This window comes from Palleronia pontilimi, from assembly GCF_016412875.1.
In the GTDB taxonomy this organism is placed as follows: domain Bacteria; phylum Pseudomonadota; class Alphaproteobacteria; order Rhodobacterales; family Rhodobacteraceae; genus Palleronia; species Palleronia pontilimi.
In genome coordinates this window covers 322,103-336,404 of sequence record NZ_JAEKPD010000001.1, presented here as the reverse complement: position 1 = coordinate 336,404, position 14,302 = coordinate 322,103, and the positions used below count along the sequence as shown (strand labels likewise).

General features: G+C 66.9%; 14 protein-coding genes and 1 tRNA gene. 6 read left to right on the top strand and 9 right to left on the bottom strand.

The annotated features are described in order from the left end of the window. Nucleotides 1–27: 27 nt before the first annotated feature. Nucleotides 28–104, bottom strand: a tRNA-Pro gene (locus ILP92_RS01700). Nucleotides 105–119: 15 nt separating this feature from the next. Further along, a complete protein-coding gene (locus tag ILP92_RS01695; RefSeq protein WP_198914862.1) occupies nt 120–1,118 on the bottom strand; it encodes a DMT family transporter in 999 nt (332 codons plus the stop codon). Between the two features lie 96 nt (nt 1,119–1,214). On the opposite strand from ILP92_RS01695, the gene ILP92_RS01690 reads away from it, so the two are divergent. Further along, entirely contained in the window at nt 1,215–1,706 is a 492-nt protein-coding gene (locus ILP92_RS01690; RefSeq protein ID WP_198914626.1) for a DUF421 domain-containing protein, read from the top strand. Here ILP92_RS01690 and leuB read toward each other — a convergent pair. The 5 genes from leuB to leuC form a co-directional block, all read right to left on the bottom strand. Beyond that, nucleotides 1,703–2,803 (bottom strand): 3-isopropylmalate dehydrogenase, encoded by a 1,101-nt coding sequence (leuB, locus tag ILP92_RS01685; protein WP_198914625.1) that lies wholly within the window; start codon nt 2,801–2,803, stop codon nt 1,703–1,705. The two genes, ILP92_RS01690 and leuB, sit on opposite strands and share 4 nt — an antisense overlap. A gap of 128 nt (nt 2,804–2,931) precedes the next feature. Beyond that, nucleotides 2,932–3,879, bottom strand: coding sequence for an endonuclease/exonuclease/phosphatase family protein (locus ILP92_RS01680; RefSeq protein ID WP_198914624.1), 948 nt, complete (start codon nt 3,877–3,879; stop codon nt 2,932–2,934). A 107-nt stretch (nt 3,880–3,986) separates the two neighbouring features. Next, the gene (locus ILP92_RS01675) at nt 3,987–4,781 is read right to left on the bottom strand and encodes a hypothetical protein (RefSeq protein WP_214649914.1); all 795 of its coding nucleotides are present in this window, start codon (nt 4,779–4,781) and stop codon (nt 3,987–3,989) included. 323 nt (nt 4,782–5,104) lie between these two features. After that, nucleotides 5,105–5,710, bottom strand: a complete 606-nt coding sequence (gene leuD / locus ILP92_RS01670; protein ID WP_198914622.1) for a 3-isopropylmalate dehydratase small subunit — start codon at nt 5,708–5,710, stop codon at nt 5,105–5,107. Between the two features lie 12 nt (nt 5,711–5,722). After that, entirely contained in the window at nt 5,723–7,147 is a 1,425-nt protein-coding gene (gene leuC, locus ILP92_RS01665) for a 3-isopropylmalate dehydratase large subunit (protein ID WP_198914621.1), read from the bottom strand. 256 nt (nt 7,148–7,403) lie between these two features. Between leuC and ILP92_RS01660 the strand changes: the two genes are divergently transcribed. The 3 genes from ILP92_RS01660 (at nt 7,404) to tspO (ending at nt 9,710) form a co-directional block, all read left to right on the top strand. Beyond that, on the top strand, nt 7,404–8,732 hold the full coding sequence (locus ILP92_RS01660; RefSeq protein ID WP_198914620.1) for a mechanosensitive ion channel family protein: 1,329 nt from the start codon (nt 7,404–7,406) through the stop codon (nt 8,730–8,732). A 146-nt stretch (nt 8,733–8,878) separates the two neighbouring features. After that, nucleotides 8,879–9,199 carry a DnaJ family domain-containing protein gene (locus ILP92_RS01655; protein ID WP_198914619.1) on the top strand — a complete coding sequence of 107 codons (321 nt, stop codon included), beginning with the start codon at nt 8,879–8,881 and terminating at the stop codon, nt 9,197–9,199. 43 nt (nt 9,200–9,242) lie between these two features. After that, nucleotides 9,243–9,710 carry a tryptophan-rich sensory protein TspO gene (gene tspO / locus ILP92_RS01650; protein WP_198914618.1) on the top strand — a complete coding sequence of 156 codons (468 nt, stop codon included), beginning with the start codon at nt 9,243–9,245 and terminating at the stop codon, nt 9,708–9,710. Here the strand turns inward: tspO and crtC are convergent. Together crtC and crtD are read right to left on the bottom strand one after the other, a co-directional pair. Continuing rightward, nucleotides 9,707–10,573: a carotenoid 1,2-hydratase gene (gene crtC / locus ILP92_RS01645; protein ID WP_198914861.1), complete on the bottom strand. Its 867-nt coding sequence runs from the start codon at nt 10,571–10,573 to the stop codon at nt 9,707–9,709. The genes tspO and crtC overlap by 4 nt on opposite strands. Further along, nucleotides 10,528–12,084: a 1-hydroxycarotenoid 3,4-desaturase CrtD gene (gene crtD, locus ILP92_RS01640; protein WP_198914617.1), complete on the bottom strand. Its 1,557-nt coding sequence runs from the start codon at nt 12,082–12,084 to the stop codon at nt 10,528–10,530. Before crtD ends, crtC begins: the two co-directional genes overlap by 46 nt. 85 nt (nt 12,085–12,169) lie before the next feature. On the opposite strand from crtD, the gene ILP92_RS01635 reads away from it, so the two are divergent. After that, nucleotides 12,170–13,039 carry a polyprenyl synthetase family protein gene (locus ILP92_RS01635; protein WP_198914616.1) on the top strand — a complete coding sequence of 290 codons (870 nt, stop codon included), beginning with the start codon at nt 12,170–12,172 and terminating at the stop codon, nt 13,037–13,039. A 34-nt stretch (nt 13,040–13,073) separates the two neighbouring features. Next, on the top strand, nt 13,074–14,204 hold the full coding sequence (locus tag ILP92_RS01630) for a methyltransferase (protein WP_198914615.1): 1,131 nt from the start codon (nt 13,074–13,076) through the stop codon (nt 14,202–14,204). The last annotated feature ends 98 nt before the right edge of the window (nt 14,205–14,302 follow it).

Sequence of the window (14,302 nt, the reverse complement as noted above, 5' to 3'; positions counted from 1 at the left end):
GCTTGTTCGTAAACTTTAAGTGAATTCTGGTCGGGCTGAGAGGATTCGAACCTCCGACCCCCTGCTCCCGAAGCAGGTGCGCTACCAGGCTGCGCTACAGCCCGACCGTGTGGCGTGGACTATTGCTTCGGGGTGCGCTTTGCAAGCGCTTCATAGCCGGCCGGCATACGGTTTGCCTGCAGCCGCAGCAGCGCCGGGATCCGCGGCATGGCGACGTTTTCCATGCGCGTGCGGTAGCCGCCCACGGGCTGAACCCGCGAGCCCCCGCCCATGGATTCGCGCAGCACGATGTAAAGCCCCGAAGCGATGATGATCGCCGCCCCGATCCACGTCATCGTGTCGGGCCGTTCGTTGAACAGCAGGGCCCCGAAGATCGCGGCCCAGATGATCTGCGAGTATTGCATGGGCGCGACCGTCGCGGCCTCGCCCAGGCGGTAGGCCGAGATCATCAGCAACCCGGCGGCAAATGCCAACGCGGCAACGGCGGCGACCATGCCCAGGTGGATGGCCTCCATCGGGCGATACACCAAAGGCAACATCGCCCCCGTCAGCACGAAATTCGCCACCATGGGATAGAGCAGCAGCACGACGCCGCGCTCGTCCCGGCCGATCTTGCGCACCACCACCGAGGCGGTCGAACTGCCGATCGCCGTTAGCAGCGCGGCGGCGTGGCCCAGGGTCAGGTTGTCCACGTTCCACGGCCGAAGCACCACCAGCACACCGATCAGCCCGGCAGCGACCGCGGCCCAGCGGTGCAGGCCGACCCGTTCGCCAAGGATCGGGATCGACAGAACCGTGACCAGCAGGGGCGAGGCGAAGATCAGCGCGTAGACCTGCGCCAGCGGCAGGTTCGAGAAGGCATAGAACGCCCCCATCAGCGCCGACACGCCCGCCACGGTTCGAAGCGCCGTCCACCACGGATGCACGGGGCGCAGCGTGCCCGGCGTCGGATCGCGCATCAGCATGACGGTCGCCAGCGGGAAGCCCAGCAGCACCGAGAAGAAGATGATCTGGAACGACGAGTAATGCGCGCCCAGCCCCTTCACCACCACATCGTGGGTGGCGAACAGGGCGAAGGCCAGCAGCGCCAGAAGCGGTCCGGCCAACGAGGGCGGCATGCGATTGAACATGGGCCACCGTGAACGCCCATGCGCCGCCTTCGTCAAGGGGAACTATTCGGAACACGCCGCGCTGTGGGCCGAAGGGAGTTCTTCATGGATATCGTCTATATCTTGCTGCGCGCCGCGCTGGTGGTCGCGCTGATTATCGTGCTCACCCGCCTGAACGGTCTGCGCAGTTTTTCGAAGATGTCGGGCTTCGATTTCGCGATCACGGTTGCCAAGGGCTCGGTCTTGGCAAGTGCCGTGATGGCCGGTCAACCGTCGGCATTCTGGGGCAACATGGGCGCGCTGGTCGCGCTGTTCGTCGTGCAGCGCGCGATTTCGACGGCGCGCACGCGGCTGGGCTGGTTTCACCGGACGGTCGACAACTCGCCGCTTTTGCTGATGCGGGACGGCGAGATCATCGAAGAGAACCTGCGCCGGGGGCGCGTCAGCCGCTCGGACCTGATGGGCAAGCTGCGCGAGGCGAATGCCCTTCGCCTGCAGGACGTCCGCGCCGTCATCCTCGAAGACACCGGCGATGTCAGCGTGCTGCACGGCGACACGCAGGTCGACGATTGCCTGCTGGACGGCGTGACGACCTAGCTTGCGCCCAGCGCGGCCACGATCGCGTCACCCATCTCCGATGTCGTGACCGCGTCGGTGCCATCTTCGCCCAGCAGGTCCGCCGTCCGCAGGCCCTGCGCCAGCACGGCTTCCACAGCACCTTCCACGGCCAGCGCATCGTCGCCCCGGTCGAAGCTGTAGCGCAGCGCCATGGCGAAGCTGAGGATGCAGGCGATGGGATTGGCCTTGCCCTGTCCTGCGATATCGGGGGCCGAGCCGTGGACCGGCTCGTAAAGTGCCTTGGGTCGGCCGTTTTCCATGGGCGCGCCCAGCGATGCCGACGGCAGCATGCCCAGCGAGCCTGTCAGCATCGCCGCGGCGTCTGACAGAAGGTCGCCGAACAGGTTGTCGGTCACGATCACGTCGAACTGCTTGGGCTTGCGCACCAGCTGCATGGCGCCGTTATCGGCATACATGTGCGACAGCTCGACCTCGGGATAGTCGCGGCCCACCTCGGTGGCGACCTGCCGCCACAGCACGCCCGATTCCATCACGTTGGCCTTTTCCATCGAGCACAGCTTCTTGCTGCGCTTCATGGCAAGCTCGAAAGCCGATCGGCAGACGCGCTCGATCTCGGATTCGGTGTAGCGCTGGGTGTTGATGCCGACGCGCTCGTTGCCTTCTTCGATGATGCCACGCGGCTCGCCGAAATAGATGCCGCTGGTCAGTTCGCGGACGATGACGATGTCCAGGCCCGCAACCACGTCGCGCTTCAGCGACGAGAAGTCGGCCAGCGCGTCGAAGCATTGCGCGGGGCGCAGGTTGGCGAATAGGTCCATTTCCTTGCGCAGGCGCAGCAGGCCCCGCTCGGGCTTCACGCTGAAATCCAGGTCGTCGTATTTCGGACCGCCCACGGCGCCAAGAAGCACCGCGTCGACCTTCTGGGCCTGCTCCATGGTGGCGTCGGTCAGGGGCGTGCCGTGCTTGTCATAGGCGCAGCCGCCCACCAGGTCCTCGGTCACGTCGAAGACCAGGCCGCGGTTATCGCCCATCCAGTCGATGATCTTGCGCACCTCTGCCATGACCTCGGGGCCGATTCCGTCGCCGGGCAGGATCAAAAGGGAAGGATTGGGCATGGGTGCGCTCCGTCGCGAAAGGTTGCGGGCGGGGTATAGCGGGGGCTGAGGGGCGTCAAGCGGCGCCGCGGCGGGGTCGGCTCAAGTGGCGCTCGGAAGGCCCCTGAGGGCCGCGTTCGCCGCCTGCGTCAGCGAAGCGTCAGGTCGGCCCAGACGATGGCGTGACGGGGGCCCAGGTCGTCCTTGCCCAGGGCGTCGAGCTTCGGCCAGAAGACGCCGCTGTCGCGGACGACGATGTCGGCAGAGGGCAGGACGTAGCTGACCCGCAGGTTGCCCGCCCCGTCATATGCAGCCGTGTCCAGGGCCGGGTCGCCCCGATGGACCTGGCCGGACCTGTCGGGCTTCGGATCACCGCGCGGCTTCGGATCCTGCAAGCGCGGATCCGCCAGAAGGCGGGTCAAGGCGCCGCGCACCCCGTCCCCGTCGACGGGGTCCAGGTTGGCGTTGCCCAGGATCACGAAGGGTGCGTCGGGAACGTCGCCCAAATCCCCGTCCAGCAGTCGCAGCCACAGCGCGGCCTCGTCATGGTTGCGCCGCCCGTTCAGATCTTCGGGTCCGTCGAAAATTGGCGGGGTCGCGCTCCACGTCATCAGGTGCAGCGGGCCGGAGGGCAGCGTGACCGGCACGACCCAGTGGCCAACCGAAGACAGCCGACGGGCGGCGGCCGCCTGCGGCGATGGAAAGGGTGGCTCGGGCGCGATGGCGTCGGGCAGGTCGTCCCACAGCAGGTCCGAGAAATCCCGAATCCCGTCCTCGTCCATCGGGTATAGCGACAGGATCGCCATCCCGCCATCGCCCTCGAACCGCCCATAGCCCTGCGCATCGCGCGGTCCTCCAAGGAGCCCGTCGCCGTCCAGATCGAAGCCGGACGGCATCCCGCTATTCGGCAGCCTTGCGAAAAGGTGGGGATAGAGCGGCCCGCCTTCGTCCTGGATCAGATCGGCCAGGGCGCGCAGACCGGCAAGGGACGCGTCGTAATCCACGTCCTGCAGGACCAGCACGTCCGGCGCGATTTCGGCCACCGCGCCCGCCACGACGCGGGCGGGCCCGGACGGCTTCAGGATCTCGCGAAGCATCAGGCCCGGGCCGCGTTGCGACAGGTCCGTATGAAAGGTCGCGACGCGCAGATCCTGGCCCGCCGCCGGCAGCGCCCACAGCAGGCACGCTATGCAAACGGCGCGGATCAGGCGGTCACCAGGTCCGACCGATTGACCGAGGACAGGCGTCGCCGCTCGTCGATCATCGCCGCGATGCGGGTCATGGCGATGCCGCGCATGAACAGGGATGCGGGCAGGAACGCCCAGGCGGCCACGATCCAGACCATGGTCTGCGGATTGTCCATCGTGACCTGTCCGAAATGCTCGGACGCCTTGTTGATCGCCACCGGCATCAGGAATGGCAGCAGCAGGCCGACCAGCACGTTGATCCGCCCGTCGCGCTCGAGCCGCATCACCACGTCGCCGCCGCCGGTGGGATCGAAGGTCGGCAGGTTCACCCAGACATTGAAGCTGCCGCCCTTCAGCGGCCAGCTGCGGCGGCCCAGCAGAAGCACGAAGACCGACAGCGACAGAAGCGACACGATGATCGAAAGGCCCACCGCGCTGCGCACCAGCAAAAGCTCACGCACGCTTGCGTCCTCGGGCATCATCAGCACCAGCAGGCGGACCGGCGAATAGGGCACGTCGATGGCGCGGCCGATGACATGGCCCACGATTTCAAGCAGCACGGTCAGGGAATTCGGCTCGGTCATCCCGCGCGAGATCAGGCTGGTCGCCAGCACGGTGACGAACAGCATCATGAAGCGGATGCGGTTGAAGGGCGCGGCGTCGCGGAATTCGAACAGGCACGGATAGCTCGAGCCGTATTCGAAGACCGTCAGAAGCCCCGCGCAGATCGCCAGGAACGCCATGGCTTGCGCGGCGTCGGGGCTGATCTGCGGCAGCACCATCGCCGGGGTCGCGATGAGCAACGCGACCATCACACCCCTTAGCAGGGCGCCTGGAATACGTGAGATCACTGTCTCTCTACCTCAACCCGGACGCGCCAGATACGATGCCTGACGCTTGTCCCTTCTTGATCCCGCCTATGCTGACGGTTTGCCTCAATCTTGCCCAATTTTTGCCCCACTTCTTTCACTCAAATCAATCCCCGAGGGCAAATTAACCAATAATTTCGGGCGGTTTCGTGAAGGAAGTGGTGCGACTTTGCATCAAATGCGGCACGAAAAAGGGGCCGCACAATGGTGCGACCCCTCATCTAGTGGTTGATTGCGTCCGGGCTACAATTGCTGGACCAAGCAGCTCAGACCCAGGGACGCGCCTGTTCGGCCTGCTTTTCGAAGCTGCCGATGGCGTCGACCTTGGCCATGGTCAGCCCGATATCGTCCAGACCTTCCATCAGGCAGTGCTTGCGGAAGCTGTCGACCTCGAAGCTTATCGTCTCGCCGTCGGACGTGGTGATGGTCTGCGATGCCAGATCCACCTCCATGCGCGCATTGGCGCCCCGTTCGGCGTCCTGCATCAGCAGATCGACCTGCTCTTGCGGCAGCACGATGGGCAGGATGCCGTTCTTGAAGCAGTTGTTGAAGAAGATGTCGGCGAAGCTGGTGGACACGATGCAGCGGATGCCGAAATCCTTGATCGCCCAGGGCGCGTGCTCGCGGGATGATCCGCAGCCGAAATTGTCCCCCGCGATCAGGATTTCGGCGTCGCGGTAGGCGGGCTGGTTCAGAACGAAATCGGGGTTTTCCGACCCGTCATCCAGATACCGCATCTCGTCGAACAGGTTCACGCCCAGACCCGACCGCTTGATGGTCTTCAGGAACTGCTTGGGGATGATCATGTCGGTGTCGATGTTGATCAGCGGCAGCGGCGCGGCGATCCCCGTGAGCTTTTCGAATTTTTCCATGGGTCTCGCTCCTCAGGCCGGTTCGTTTTCGGGCTGCATCATCTCGCGCACGTCGGTCAGGTGCCCGGTGATCGCGGCGGCGGCGGCCATGGCAGGGCTCATCAAATGGGTGCGTCCGCCGCGGCCCTGGCGGCCTTCGAAGTTGCGGTTCGACGTGGCCGCGCAGCGCTCGCCCGGGGCCAGCTGGTCGGGGTTCATGGCCAGGCACATGGAACAACCCGCCATGCGCCATTCGAACCCGGCCTCCTTGAAGATGTCGGCCAAGCCTTCTTCTTCGGCCTGCGCGCGGACAAGGCCCGAGCCGGGCACGACCATGGCGCGCAGCCCGTCCTTCACCTTCTTGCCCATCAGGATCGCGGCGGCGGCGCGCAGATCCTCGATCCGGCCATTGGTGCAGGACCCGATGAAGACCGTGTCGATCTTGATCTCGGAGAGCGGCGTGCCCGCCTTCAGCCCCATGTAATCGAGCGCGCGCTTCGCCGCGTCGACCTTGCCGCCCTGGAAGCTTTCGGGCGCGGGCACGGAGGCGGTGATCGGCAGCACGTCCTCGGGCGAGGTGCCCCAGGTGACGACCGGCGCGATGTCTTCGCCGCGGATCGTCACGACCTTGTCCCAATGGGCGTCGTCGTCGGACTTCAGCGTCTTCCACCAGTTCAGCGCGGCTTCCCACTGGGCGCCCTTGGGGGCGTGGGGGCGGCCTTTGACATATTCAAAGGTCTTCTCGTCCGGCGCGATCAGGCCCGCGCGCGCGCCGCCTTCGATCGCCATGTTGCAGACGGTCATGCGTCCTTCCATCGACAGATCGCGGATGGCCTCGCCCATGTATTCGATGACGTAGCCGGTGCCGCCCGCGGTGCCGGTCTTGCCGATCACCGACAGGGTGATGTCCTTGGCGGTCACACCGGGCATCAGCTTGCCCGTGATCTCGACCTTCATGTTCTTGCCCTTGCGCTGGATCAGCGTCTGGGTGGCCAGCACATGCTCGACCTCGGACGTGCCGATCCCGTGGGCGAGCGAGCCGAAGGCGCCATGGGTGGCGGTGTGGCTGTCGCCGCAGACCACGGTCATGCCGGGCAGGGTCCAGCCCTGTTCGGGACCGATGATGTGGACGATGCCCTGGCGCACGTCGCTGACGGGATAGTAGTGGATCCCGAAATCCTTGGCGTTCTTGTCCAGCGCCTCGACCTGGATGCGGGATTCCTCGTTCTCGATCCCCTTGGCGCGGTCCAGCGTGGTGGGCACGTTGTGGTCCGGCACGGCGATGGTCTTGTCGGGTGCGCGCACAGTGCGGCCCGTCATGCGCAGCCCTTCGAAGGCCTGCGGGCTGGTGACCTCGTGGACCAGGTGGCGGTCGATATAAAGCAGGCTGGTGCCATCCTCGGCCTCGTGGACCAGGTGGGCATCCCAGATCTTGTCATAAAGCGTCTTGGGGGACATGGCGGTCCTCTCCTTGCGGCTGATGTTCGAATTTGGAGCGGATTTGGGCGCGGCTCAGGCGGATAGGCGCGCCAGCACCGTGAAGCTCGCTCCGAAAAAGCGTTCGCGCAGGCGCGCGTGGTCGCAGATGATGAATTCCGGATCCATGCACGGGCGTATAGCCGATCGCAGGCCGCGATAAAAGGGGATTGGCGCAACCGTGAGCGGGCCAAGGGGGCGCTTGTGCAAGCCCCGGCACCCGGTCCATGCTGCGCCCATGGATACCGAGTTCTCTCTTCTTTTCGACGAAATCATCCAGCTTTGGAACCTGGCCAAGCTGCAATTCCAGAATCTGCTGCTGCCGTCGCGGCTGTGGCAGCTGGCGATCCTGGCGGGTCTGGTCATTCTGGTGGTTCTGCTGAACGCCTGGGCGCAGCCGCGCATGCGCGAATGGATGCGCGGGCTCGAGAACCGGCCGAAATGGCAGTTGCGCCTGTTGCTGACGGTGAACCGGCGGCTGAAGCTGATCTTCTTCACCGCGGGCGTCTGGATCGCGCTGTGGATCATGCGCGGGATCACGTCCTTTCCGTCGCGCAGCTATATCCTGTCGTTGGCCGCGTCGCTGGCGCTGGCGTGGCTGGCGGTGGTCTTCGCGGCGCGGCTGGTGCGCAATCCGATGGTGCGCACGATCGTCCGCTGGGGGCTTTGGATCTACGTCACGCTGTACCTGCTGGGCATCACCGACGAGGTCGGTCGCGCCCTGGACCAGGTCGCGTTCGAGATGGGCAGCTTCCGGCTGAGCGTCCTGACGCTGGTGCAGGCCGCCATCCTGATCGCGGTGCTGTTCACGCTGGCGCGGATCGTGTCGTCGTCCTCGGCCGAGCAGATCCGCCGGAACGAGGCGATCAGCCCGTCCATGCGCGTTCTGGCCGTGAAAGTGATGCAGATCCTGCTCTACGGTGCGGCGTTCTTCATCGGGCTGAAGGCGGTGGGCGTGGACCTGACCGGCCTTGCGGTGCTGTCGGGCGCCATCGGCGTGGGCCTGGGCTTCGGCCTGCAGAAGGTGGTGTCCAACCTGGTGTCGGGCGTCATCATCCTGCTCGACAAGTCGATCAAGCCCGGCGACGTGATCTCGCTTGGCGATACCTTCGGCTGGATCAACACCTTGGGCGCGCGCTATGCGTCGATCACCACGCGCGACGGCAAGGAATACCTGATTCCGAACGAGGACCTGATCACCGGTCAGGTGGTGAACTGGTCGCATTCCAACAATTTCGTGCGGCTCGACATCTATTTCGGCACCGCCTACGGCGACGATCCGCACCTTGTGCGCAAGATCGCCATCGAGGCCGCGTCGGGGGTCGAGCGTGTGCTGACCACGCGGCCCGCCGTCTGTCACATCGTGGGCTTCGGCGACAGCTCGGTGGACTATATCCTGCGTTTCTGGATCACCGATCCCGTCGGCGGGCTGACCAACATCCGCGGCAATGTCTACCTGGCGCTTTGGGATGCGTTCCAGGAGCACGGCATCTCGATCCCGTTCCCCCAGCGCGAGGTCCGGGTGATGAACGACGCCGTCCAGGTCGAGACGCGGGCGCTGGACTGAGGGCACGCGCGAGTGGCGCGGCTGCGCTCAGGTATTTGCAGACCAGTGATGCAGGGGATGGCGCCATGTTCCGAGCGTCCCGCCAGTCCCGCGGCGCGACGTCCGGACGCCTTGCACGGCGTGCGCGGGCGCGGCACAAGTGAAGCATGAGCTGGCTTTCCCGCATCGCCGAACGTATGATCGAGGCCGCCCGCGACGCGGGCGATCTGTCCGGGTTGAAGGGCGAATGCCAGCCGCTGTCGCTCGAGCAGACCGGGCTCGATCCCATGGACGAGGCCGGGATGAAGATGATGAAGTCCGAAGGCGTCGTGCCGCCCGAGGTCACGCTTTACAAGCGCGCGGCCGAGCAGCGCGCAGCACTCGCGGCAGCGGTCACCGAGGACGAGCGCCGCGCGGCCATGTCCGCCTGGTCTGAAACCCAGATGCGCCTGAACATGATGTCCGAGCGCAGGCGCGGATTGCGCTGACGCCGCTCTGGATAAGCGGCGCCGACGGCCTAGCTCAAACGTCATGGACTGGACCCTTTTTCTGATCTTCCTGGCCGCCTGTGGCGGTTCCGCCGCGACCGGCGCGATGTTCCAACCCGGCCAGTGGTACGACGCGCTGGCCAAGCCGTCGTGGAACCCGCCCAACTGGGTCTTCCCGGTGACGTGGACGGTGCTGTACCTGTGCATCGCCAATGCCGGGGCGCGCGTTGCGCAGGAGGACGGCAACGCTTACGCCATGGGCTTTTTCGCCGTGCAGATCGCGTTCAACACGCTCTGGACCCCGGTCTTTTTCGGGCTGCACCGGATGAAGGCCGCGATGGTCGTCATCATCTGCCTGTGGCTGGCCGTGGCGGCCACCACGATCGCGTTCTGGCAGCTGAACCTGATCGCCGGGATCCTGTTCATACCCTATCTGGTCTGGGTCAGCATCGCCGCGGCGCTGAATTTCGAGGTCTGGCGGCTGAACCGTCACACCCCGATCGTTACCTAGAACCGCCAGCCGGGGCGCCTGGGTACCCGCACCGCTAGCATGGGCATGAGCCAGGGGCCGCGGAAGCGGTCGAGATCCAGCGCCTCGTGGACGCCGGTCGTCGGCTCGCCCTCGATCCGGGTCGACACGGCCGTTCGCGTGTAGAACGGCGCGTCCAGCATGGACATTTCCTGTTTCGGCGCGTGTCCCGCATCTGCCCGCGTCTCGCGCCGCACGGCCCAGAGCGAGCGCTTCAGCCGCGCCTTGGGCGGAGCCTGCATCGGCGCGACCTGGCCGTCGCCGTCCATGCGCAGCGCCGTGCCCGTCCCGGACCCATCCCGCAACACCGCATCGTAGAACAGCGCCGCGCCGTCCTTTAGCGGGTAGCGGCCCCAGGTCCAGTAGCTGAAATCGGCCTCGAGCGCGCGGGTGCCGAAATTGGCGTCGAAATACCCGTGACCCGACCAGTGTCCGCGACGGCCCAGATCCACGTCGATCCGGGCGGAGGGGGCGAAGGGCCGCCACACATGGGCGCCATCGGGGGTCAGCGCCACCTCGACCCCGGTCACCGCATCGGGCGTCAGGGTGATCGTGCCGCGCACGCGGCTGACGAGCGGCAGCGACGACACCTCGTCCACGTGGATCACCAGCTTGCCGTCCTGCCAGCGCATGGACGACGGGCCCACGGTGAATTGCGACGGCGTTTGCCTGAGCGCGTCGCGCCCCCGGTCCGTCATCGTGAAGCGCCCGCCGGGGCCGTAGGTCGCCACGTTGATGCAGACGTGGTTGTCGGGCGCGCGGCGGCCGGACCAGCGGTACCAGGGCGAAAAGACCGACCCTATGAACCCGATGACCGAGACGGCGTGCCGACCATTGTCGCTGATCCCGTCGACATACCACCAGGCATATCCGTCCGGCGGGACGGTGAGGTCGAAGTTCGGTCGCTCAGAATCGTCGCGGCCGCGTGCTGGCCGGAGAGCGTCGCCATCGGCACCCCCGCCCCCGGATGCGCCCCGCCCCCCGCCAGATACAGGCCCGGCACCGCCGTGCGCGCCGTCGGCCGCGCGAAGGCCGCCATCGTCGCGTCGGGGGATCGGCCGTACAGCGCACCGGCGCTGGCCGGAAACAGCCGATCGAAGCCCTGCGGCGTCGTCAGGGCGTCCGGTCCCGGCGTCGGCGTGAAGCTCAGGCCGCGATCGGCCAGGGTCTGAAACGTCCTTTGGTGACATGGGGGAAACTCCTGTTCGGCACTGCCCGCGGAGGCGTTGACGATGATCTCGAACCGCTCGGTCTGGGGCGGCGTGCGTCCCGACCCGCGATCCTGTGCGCAGACGTAGATCGTGGGATCAACCGGCACGTCGCCGCGCGCGATCGGGATGAACTCCGTGGTCGGGTCGCGCCCGAAAAACACGTTGTGATGCGCAAGGTCCGCGCCATCGGGTGTCGCGGCGAAGGCCCAGACCTCGGCGGACAGGCTGCGCGGCTCGGTCGCTTGCGGCGGCACGGCGCCCAGCGTGTCGGTTCCCAGGACACCGTGCGACAGCGCGCGCGGATCACCGTTGAACACCACCGTATCGGCCGCGATCCGGCTGCCATCGGCCAGCTCGATACCGCTGACCCGGCCCCCGGTCGTGGCGATCCGGGTCACGGATGCGTCGTAACGCAGGGCCACATCCTTCGATTTGGCCAACTTGGCCAGGCCTTCTGCCAGCGCATGCATGCCGCCTTGCACGCGCCAGACGCCCGCCGCCTCGGCCCGCCAGATCAGCGCGAGCAAGGCGGGCGCCGCATAGGGCGAGCCGCCGACATAGGTGGCGTAGCGACCGAAGAGCTGGCGCAAGCGCGGATCGGTGAAGTCGCGCGCCAGTTGCGCGGCCAGCGTCCGTCCCGGAGCCATCGACGCGATCAGGCGCGGGTTGCGCAACACGACCTTGGCCATGGCCCACGGGGTCGGCGCGACGGACTGCATCATCGGCGCCTCGAAGGCGTCGAAAAGCGCGCGCGCCCGGTCCGAGAATCGCGTGAACTCGTGCGCCGCCCGCGCGCCCGCGAAGGCGCGCACGGCATCGACGCTGGCGTCGTGGTCCGAGAACAGGTCCAACCGGCTGCCGTCGGGCCAGAAGTGCCGCGCCAGAAGCGGCTCGGCCTCGAGCGTGACGTAATCCTGCATCCGCGCGTCCACGTCGCGGAACAGGGCGTCGGACACGCTGCGCATGGTCAGAACCGTCGGCCCGGCATCCACCGGTCCGGCCGCGCTGGGCAGGCAGCGCATTTTCCCGCCAGGGGTGCTTGCGGATTCGTAGAGGGACACCCGAGCGCCGGCATGGGCCAGCCGGATTGCCGCCGCCAATCCGCCGACGCCCGCGCCGATCACGATGATCTGGTTGTCCACCATGGGCGATTGTTGACTCGGTCGGCGCAATGTGTCCAGATAAGTTGACACATTACTGTAGATTATTTCTGACAAGCGCGAGGGATCCATGCCGCTGACCACCCGTATCGAAGCGGCCATCACCGCCGCCATCCGCCAGGGTCAGGGGGGTATCGCGCCCGCCAAGCTGGCCGCCGCCCTGCATTATGCCACCACGCCTGGCGGCGCGCGGATCCGGCCCACCATCTGCACCAGCGTGGCGCTGGCCTGCGGCGACGACCGTCCCGCCCTGACCGACGCCGCGGCGACCGCGCTTGAGCTCATCCATTGCGCGTCGCTGGTCCATGACGATCTGCCCTGTTTCGACGACGCCGAAATCCGGCGCGGCAAGCCGTCGGTCCATCGTGCCTATTCCGAACCTCTGGCGGTCCTTGCCGGTGACAGCCTGATCGTGATGGCATTCGACACGCTGGCCCGCGCAGCACCGCAGGACGCGATGCGCGCCGTCGAGCTGATCCGCATCCTGGCTGCCCGAACCGGCATGCCGCACGGAATCTGCGCGGGGCAGGGATGGGAAAGCGAGCCGAAGATCGACCTGTCGGCCTATCACCGCGCGAAGACCGGCGCACTGTTCATCGCGGCCACGCAGATGGGGGCGGTTGCGGCAGGCCAGGATGCCGAGCCCTGGGAAGAGCTGGGCGCGCGCATCGGCGAAGCGTTCCAGGTCGCCGACGATCTGCGCGACGCGCTGCTGGACGAAGACGCGCTGGGCAAGCCCGCGGGGCAGGACGGCTTGCACGGCCGTCCCAACGCCGTGGCGCAGCTGGGCGTCGATGGCGCGGTGAAGCGGCTGACCGATATCCTGGGCGGTGCGATCGCGTCGATCCCGTCCTGTCCCGGCGAAGCAGCGCTGGCGGCGATGGTGCGCCAATACGCCGAGCGGCTGACGCCGCTCACCCAAACCGCGCGCGCCCGCTGAGCGGTGAGGAACTTGCGTCACACATTCCCGACCGATGGCTGACGTTCCGATGGACAGCCCCCCGCCGCGCGGCCGTCGGGGGCAGGGCTGGCTGAACCGTCTCGCCGCGTCGCCCGGCTTCCAGCGCTGGGCCGCGCGCTTTCCGTTCACCCGCCGCCATGTCCGCGCCGAGGGCGAAGCGATCTTCGACCTGGTCGCCGGTTTTGCCCATAGCCAGGTGCTGCGCGCCCTGATCGAACTCGATCTGCTGGTCTTCCTGCGCGACGACGCGCTGCCCGCCCGCACCATCGCGGCCCGCCTGTCGATGCCCGAGGACCGTGCCGAGATCCTGCTGCGCGCGGGCGTGGCGCTGGGCCTCCTGCGGCTGAAGGGCGGTCGCTACCAGACCTCGACCCGCGGCGCGGCCCTTCTGGGGGTGCCGGGATTGCCGCAGATGATCCGCCACCACGAGATCCTGTATCGCGACCTGTCGGATCCGGTAGCCTTCTTCCGGGGGGATACCGAAACCGAGCTGGCCCGATTCTGGCCCTATGTCTTCGGCGCGGGCACGGGTGCGTCGCCGGACGAAGCGGCGCGCTATTCGCAGCTGATGGCCGACAGCCAGGGGCTTGTGGCGCAGGATGCGCTGGACCAGATCGACCTGCGCCGTGTGGACCACCTGATGGATGTGGGCGGTGGCACCGGCGTTTTCCTGTCGCAAGTGGCCGCCGCCGCGCCCGCCCTGGATCTGACGCTGTTCGATCTGCCCCAGGTCATGCCCGCGGCCCGCGATGCACTGGCCCAGGCGGGCCTTGCCGACCGCATCACGCTGGCCGAGGGCAGCTTCAAGACCGATCCGCTGCCGGGCGGCGCCGACGCCATTTCCCTGATTCGGGTGCTCTACGATCACGACGATGCCCAGGTCGCGCAGCTCCTGTCGAAATGCTTCGACGCGCTGCCGAAGGGCGGACGGCTGATCATCTCGGAGCCCATGACCGGCGGAGAGGCACCGCACCGGGCGGGCGATGTCTATTTCGCGCTCTACTGCATGGCCATGCGCACCGGTCGTGCGCGGTCCCAGCACAGGATCGCCGGACTGGCCCAGGCGGCGGGTTTCATCCAGCCCGCCACGCCGCGCGCGCGACGGCCTTTCGTGACCAGCACGGTGCTGGCCACGCGACCATAGTGCAGAACCTGTCGTGATAGATTGACACGCCCAAGTGTAAGGTTAAACTGACAGTCTAGCGACGAGGTCGGACCAAGCGACCGTGCCCCTCTAACGGG

What these genes read in the sequence shown, in the direction of transcription:
- ILP92_RS01695 (WP_198914862.1), bottom strand. Translation starts at nt 1,118, where the DNA reads ATGCCGCCCTCGTTGGCCGGACCGCTTCTGGCGCTGCTGGCCTTCGCC.
- ILP92_RS01680 (WP_198914624.1), bottom strand. Translation starts at nt 3,879, where the DNA reads ATGCTTCGCGAGATCCTGAAGCCGTCCGGGCCCGCCCGCGTCGTGGCG.
- leuD (WP_198914622.1), bottom strand. Translation starts at nt 5,710, where the DNA reads ATGGAAAAATTCGAAAAGCTCACGGGGATCGCCGCGCCGCTGCCGCTG.
- crtD (WP_198914617.1), bottom strand. Translation starts at nt 12,084, where the DNA reads ATGGTGGACAACCAGATCATCGTGATCGGCGCGGGCGTCGGCGGATTG.
- ILP92_RS01690 (WP_198914626.1), top strand. Translation starts at nt 1,215, where the DNA reads ATGGATATCGTCTATATCTTGCTGCGCGCCGCGCTGGTGGTCGCGCTG.
- ILP92_RS01660 (WP_198914620.1), top strand. Translation starts at nt 7,404, where the DNA reads ATGGATACCGAGTTCTCTCTTCTTTTCGACGAAATCATCCAGCTTTGG.
- ILP92_RS01630 (WP_198914615.1), top strand. Translation starts at nt 13,074, where the DNA reads ATGGCTGACGTTCCGATGGACAGCCCCCCGCCGCGCGGCCGTCGGGGG.
- leuC (WP_198914621.1), bottom strand. Translation starts at nt 7,147, where the DNA reads ATGTCCCCCAAGACGCTTTATGACAAGATCTGGGATGCCCACCTGGTC.
- ILP92_RS01655 (WP_198914619.1), top strand. Translation starts at nt 8,879, where the DNA reads ATGAGCTGGCTTTCCCGCATCGCCGAACGTATGATCGAGGCCGCCCGC.
- tspO (WP_198914618.1), top strand. Translation starts at nt 9,243, where the DNA reads ATGGACTGGACCCTTTTTCTGATCTTCCTGGCCGCCTGTGGCGGTTCC.
- ILP92_RS01635 (WP_198914616.1), top strand. Translation starts at nt 12,170, where the DNA reads ATGCCGCTGACCACCCGTATCGAAGCGGCCATCACCGCCGCCATCCGC.
- ILP92_RS01675 (WP_214649914.1), bottom strand. Translation starts at nt 4,781, where the DNA reads ATGGTCGCGTTGCTCATCGCGACCCCGGCGATGGTGCTGCCGCAGATC.
- leuB (WP_198914625.1), bottom strand. Translation starts at nt 2,803, where the DNA reads ATGCCCAATCCTTCCCTTTTGATCCTGCCCGGCGACGGAATCGGCCCC.